Source organism: Polynucleobacter sp. 39-46-10 (assembly GCF_002282275.1).
Map to the genome: position 1 here is coordinate 1 of NZ_NCJB01000178.1, position 4826 is coordinate 4826.

The window sequence follows — 4826 nt, forward strand, 5'->3', positions numbered from 1 at the left end:
ACCATCGAACCTTGCGGAACTTCTACTGCCTTACCATCTAATTCGATTTCAACCATGCTCACTTTAAGATGTCCCGTGCTCAATGTCTTATAAAGGTTTCGCAGAATCTAAGCAGCGCTTATGTTCTACGTGATACGCAAATTCATCCATGTAATGCTTCAACATGCCACGAACTGGCATTGCAGCAGCATCGCCCAATGCGCAAATCGTGCGACCTTGAATGTTGGCCGCTACATCATTCAATAAATCCAAATCTTCTGGGCGTCCTTCGCCGTGCTCAATTCGACTCACAATGCGCCATAACCAACCAGTACCTTCACGGCATGGGGTGCACTGACCACAAGATTCTTCGTGATAGAAGTAAGACAGACGCTCTAAGGCACGAACCATGCAACGTGTTTCATTCATCACGATCACAGCACCAGATCCCAACATCGAACCCGCTTTCGCAATGCTGTCGTAATCCATTGTGAGAGTCATCATCTCAGCACCAGGAATAACCGGTGAAGAAGATCCACCAGGAATAACCGCTTTCAGAGGGATGCCATCACGCATACCACCAGCAAGCTTTAACAACTCAGCAAATGGAGTCCCCAATGGAATCTCATAGTTACCTGGATAAGTCACATCGCCAGAGATAGAGAAAATCTTCGTACCGCCGTTATTTGGCTTGCCCAACTCTAAATACGCTGGACCACCGATTGCCATGATGAATGGCACTGCAGCAAATGTTTCCGTGTTATTGATCGTAGTTGGCTTGCCATACAAACCAAAGCTTGCTGGGAATGGCGGCTTAAAGCGCGGCTGACCCTTCTTGCCTTCAAGTGATTCTAAAAGCGCAGTCTCTTCACCGCAGATATAGGCGCCCCATCCTGGAGCAGCATGTAATTGGAAGTTGAAATCACTTCCCATGATTTTATCGCCGAGATATCCAGCAGCACGAGCTTCTTCAAGCGCCTCTTCGAAGCGAGAATAGACTTCCCAAATTTCGCCATGGATATAGTTGTAACCCACAGTGATACCCATAGTGTAGGCACCAATAATCATGCCCTCAATCAAAGCATGCGGGTTGTAACGCATGATGTCGCGGTCTTTAAATGTACCTGGCTCACCTTCGTCACTATTACAAACTAAATATTTTTGGCCAGGGAATTGACGGGGCATAAAGCTCCACTTCAACCCAGTAGGGAAGCCTGCACCTCCACGACCACGTAATGATGATGCTTTTAATTCAGCAATAATCGCATCCGGTGCAACTTTGTCGTTGATGATGCGACGCAACTGTTGATAGCCGCCACGGCTTTCATAATCCTTTAAGCGCCAGTTTTCACCATTCAATCCAGCAAGGATTAAAGGCTTAATGTGTCTATCGTGCAAGCTAGTCATGCTGCTTCCCCTTCTGCACGGAGCTCACTCAATAGAGCATCAATCTTTTCTTTACTCATGAAACTGCACATGCGCTTGTTATTCACCAGCATCACTGGAGAATCGCCACATGCGCCCATGCACTCACCCTCTTTCAAGGTGAAAGTGCCACAAGGAGTTGTCTCGTTGTAGCCAATACCCAATGTTTCTTTTAAATAAGTAGCCGCAGTTTCACCATGAGTTAACTGGCAAGGCAAGTTGGTGCAAATTACCAACTTGTACTTACCAATTTTCTTGGTGTCATACATGTTGTAGAAAGTAGCTACTTCGTCCACTGCAATCGTTGGCATTCCCAAAATTTGCGCGACAGTTTCAATTACTTCAGGTGAAACCCAACCTACTTCGGTTTGAGCGGCTATCAGAGCAGCCATCACAGCGGATTGTCTTTGCTCTGGGGGATATTTCGCGACATTGCGCGCAATGTCTGCGAGCGTTTTGTCTGAAAGTTGAAGAGTTGTTGTCATGAATTAATCCTTGGCGCGCTGTATTAGCGGTCAATCTCCCCGAACACGATATCTTGGGTACCAATAATGGTTACTGCATCAGCCAACATGTGGCCGCGTGACATTTCATCCATTGCGGACAGATGCACAAAGCCTGGTGCACGAATCTTCATTCGGTATGGCTTATTTGCACCATCAGAAATCAAGTAAATACCAAACTCACCTTTTGGATGCTCAACAGCAGAGTAAGCCTCGCCATTAGGAACGTGCATACCTTCAGTGAAAAGTTTGAAATGGTGAATCAACTCTTCCATATTGGTCTTCATATCCACACGCTTTGGTGGAGATACCTTATGGTTGTCGCTCATGACAGGGCCATCATTTGCTTTAAGCCAAGCCACACACTGTTTAATGATGCGATTCGATTGACGCATTTCTTCCATACGTACTAAATAGCGATCATAAGAATCACCATTCACGCCAACCGGAATGTCAAAGTCGAGTTTGTCGTAAGTTTCGTAAGGCTGCTTTTTACGTAAGTCCCACTCAATACCAGAACCACGCAACATAGGGCCTGTAAAGCCGAGCTGTAAAGCACGTTCAGGAGTCACAACACCAATACCCACTAAGCGCTGTTTCCAAATACGGTTATCCGTTAAGAGATTGCAATACTCATCTACGTTGGCATCAAAACCATTTGAGAATTGCTCAATGAAATCAAGCAAAGTGCCGCTACGGTTTTCATTCAAACGCTTAATCGCAGAGGTGCTACGAATCTTAGACTGAGAGTACTGCGCCATCTGCGTTGGCAGATCACGATAGACGCCACCTGGACGATAGTAAGCAGCATGCATACGAGCGCCTGACACTGCTTCGTACATATCAAAAATATCTTCACGATCGCGGAAGGCATACAAGAACACAGCCATTGCACCAACGTCTAGACCGTGACAACCAATCCATAAGAGATGATTGAGCAAGCGGGTTAACTCGTCATACATCACGCGAATGTATTGCGCACGCAAAGGTACATCTACTTGTAGCAACTTCTCAATTGCCATCACGTAAGCATGCTCATTTGCCATCATCGAGACATAGTCCAAACGATCCATGTATGGAACGTTTTGAATCCAAGTACGTGTCTCGGCTAATTTTTCTGTGGCGCGATGCAATAAACCGATATGTGGATCAGCGCGTTGAATGACTTCACCATCAAGTTCAAGCACTAAGCGCAATACGCCGTGTGCCGCAGGATGCTGAGGACCAAAGTTGAGGGTGTAGTTCTTAATTTGTGCCATGACTTAAACCGGACCTCCGTACTGCTCTTCGCGCACGATCCGTGGCGTAATCTCACGCGCTTCAATCGTGACAGGCTGATACACCACACGTTTTAACTCTGGGTCGTAACGCATTTCTACATTGCCAGAAATTGGGAAATCTTTTCTAAATGGATGACCGATAAAACCGTAGTCAGTCAAAATACGACGCAAGTCTTCATGACCATCAAACAAGATGCCGTAGAGATCAAATGCTTCACGCTCAAACCAATTGGCTGCAGACCAAACGGGAGTTAATGAAGCTACTACCGGGTAAACATCCTCTGGAGCGAATACACGAACACGCAAACGCCAATTGTGAGCTATGGATAAGAGATGAGTCACTACGCCAAAGCGTTGGCCGCCCCACTGCCCTTCACGGTAATCTTGGTAATCTACGCCGCATAAATCAATCAATTGCTCAAAGGCCAATGAAGGCTCATCACGCAATAACATAGCGGATTCAAAATAGGTGTCTGCATTAAGAACTACAGTCACCTCACCCAAAGCAATTTCAATTGACTGAACGCGCTTACCTAAAACTTTTTCAAGGTTAGCGGCGAGTTGAACTAAACGATCTGACATGGATTAAGCCTTCCGCGCAATCGTGCTAGTGCGAGCGATCTTGGATTGCAACTGAATAATTCCGTAGATCAATGCTTCTGCAGTTGGAGGGCATCCAGGAACATAGATATCTACTGGCACGATGCGGTCACAGCCGCGAACTACTGAATACGAGTTATGGTAATAACCACCGCCATTAGCGCAAGAGCCCATCGAGATAACCCAACGTGGCTCAGGCATTTGGTCATAAACCTTGCGAAGCGCTGGAGCCATCTTGTTACACAAGGTGCCAGCAACAATCATGAGATCTGATTGACGTGGAGATGGGCGGAACACCACACCAAATCGATCCAAGTCATAACGAGATGCGCCTGCGTGCATCATTTCAACAGCACAGCAAGCAAGACCAAAAGTCATTGGCCATAAAGAACCATTACGCGTCCAGTTGATTAACTGGTCTGCAGTAGTGGTAACAAATCCTTCTTTGAGAACGCCTTCTAGTGCCATATCTATCACTCCCAGTCGAGAGCGCCCTTTTTCCAGATATATACGAAGCCCACGATGAATTCCAATAAGAAAATCACCATAGAGGCGTAGCCGAACCAACCAATATCACGTAAGGCCACACCCCATGGGAATAGGAATGCAGTTTCTAAGTCAAATAAGATAAATAGGATGGCGATGAGGTAATAACGCACGTCGAACTTCATACGTGCATCTTCGAAAGCTTCAAAACCGCACTCATATGGCGACAGTTTTTCCGAATCAGGCTTCGAAGGAGCCAAGATTTTTCCGAGGAACATGGGGACTAAACCCACCCCAATACCTACGAGGATAAAAAGAAGAACAGGAAAGTAATTAGCGAGATTCAAAATGGCCCTGAGTCGTTCGTCTGGAAAGTCCTAAGAAACTACAAATTATCAATTATTCCGGTACAAAAATTCTTGATTTACAAGATAAACCCTACTAATTTTACAATTTGGTGCCGACGGCGAGACTCGAACTCGCACAGCCTAAGCCACTACCCCCTCAAGATAGCGTGTCTACCAATTTCACCACGTCGGCATCTTGTAAAACC

General features: G+C 46.1%; 6 protein-coding genes and 1 tRNA gene. All 7 read right to left on the reverse strand.

Features of this window, described 5'->3' with window-relative positions:
- Positions 1–87: 87 nt before the first annotated feature.
- The 7 genes from nuoF to B7X71_RS11935 all read right to left on the reverse strand — a co-directional run bounded on the left by nuoF (position 88) and on the right by B7X71_RS11935 (position 4813).
- Positions 88–1386, reverse strand: a complete 1299-nt coding sequence (nuoF, locus tag B7X71_RS11905; RefSeq protein WP_015420925.1) for an NADH-quinone oxidoreductase subunit NuoF — start codon at positions 1384–1386, stop codon at positions 88–90.
- Positions 1383–1889, reverse strand: coding sequence for an NADH-quinone oxidoreductase subunit NuoE (gene nuoE, locus B7X71_RS11910; protein ID WP_293598668.1), 507 nt, complete (start codon positions 1887–1889; stop codon positions 1383–1385). Before nuoE ends, nuoF begins: the two co-directional genes overlap by 4 nt.
- 23 nt (positions 1890–1912) lie before the next feature.
- Positions 1913–3166 carry an NADH-quinone oxidoreductase subunit D gene (locus tag B7X71_RS11915; RefSeq protein ID WP_293598669.1) on the reverse strand — a complete coding sequence of 418 codons (1254 nt, stop codon included), beginning with the start codon at positions 3164–3166 and terminating at the stop codon, positions 1913–1915.
- A 3-nt stretch (positions 3167–3169) separates the two neighbouring features.
- Positions 3170–3769, reverse strand: coding sequence for an NADH-quinone oxidoreductase subunit C (locus B7X71_RS11920; RefSeq protein ID WP_293598670.1), 600 nt, complete (start codon positions 3767–3769; stop codon positions 3170–3172).
- 3 nt (positions 3770–3772) lie between these two features.
- Complete coding sequence (locus B7X71_RS11925; RefSeq protein WP_011902891.1) at positions 3773–4255, reverse strand: NADH-quinone oxidoreductase subunit B; 483 nt, start codon at positions 4253–4255, stop codon at positions 3773–3775.
- Positions 4256–4260: 5 nt separating this feature from the next.
- Entirely contained in the window at positions 4261–4620 is a 360-nt protein-coding gene (locus tag B7X71_RS11930; protein WP_015420921.1) for an NADH-quinone oxidoreductase subunit A, read from the reverse strand.
- A gap of 108 nt (positions 4621–4728) precedes the next feature.
- Positions 4729–4813 (reverse strand) — tRNA-Leu (locus B7X71_RS11935).
- Between the last annotated feature and the right edge of the window lie 13 nt (positions 4814–4826).

Coding starts and splice junctions, on each gene's coding strand:
- B7X71_RS11925 (WP_011902891.1), bottom strand. CDS start 4,255: ATGGCACTAGAAGGCGTTCTCAAAGAAGGATTTGTTACCACTACTGCA.
- B7X71_RS11915 (WP_293598669.1), bottom strand. CDS start 3,166: ATGGCACAAATTAAGAACTACACCCTCAACTTTGGTCCTCAGCATCCT.
- nuoF (WP_015420925.1), bottom strand. CDS start 1,386: ATGACTAGCTTGCACGATAGACACATTAAGCCTTTAATCCTTGCTGGA.
- B7X71_RS11920 (WP_293598670.1), bottom strand. CDS start 3,769: ATGTCAGATCGTTTAGTTCAACTCGCCGCTAACCTTGAAAAAGTTTTA.
- nuoE (WP_293598668.1), bottom strand. CDS start 1,889: ATGACAACAACTCTTCAACTTTCAGACAAAACGCTCGCAGACATTGCG.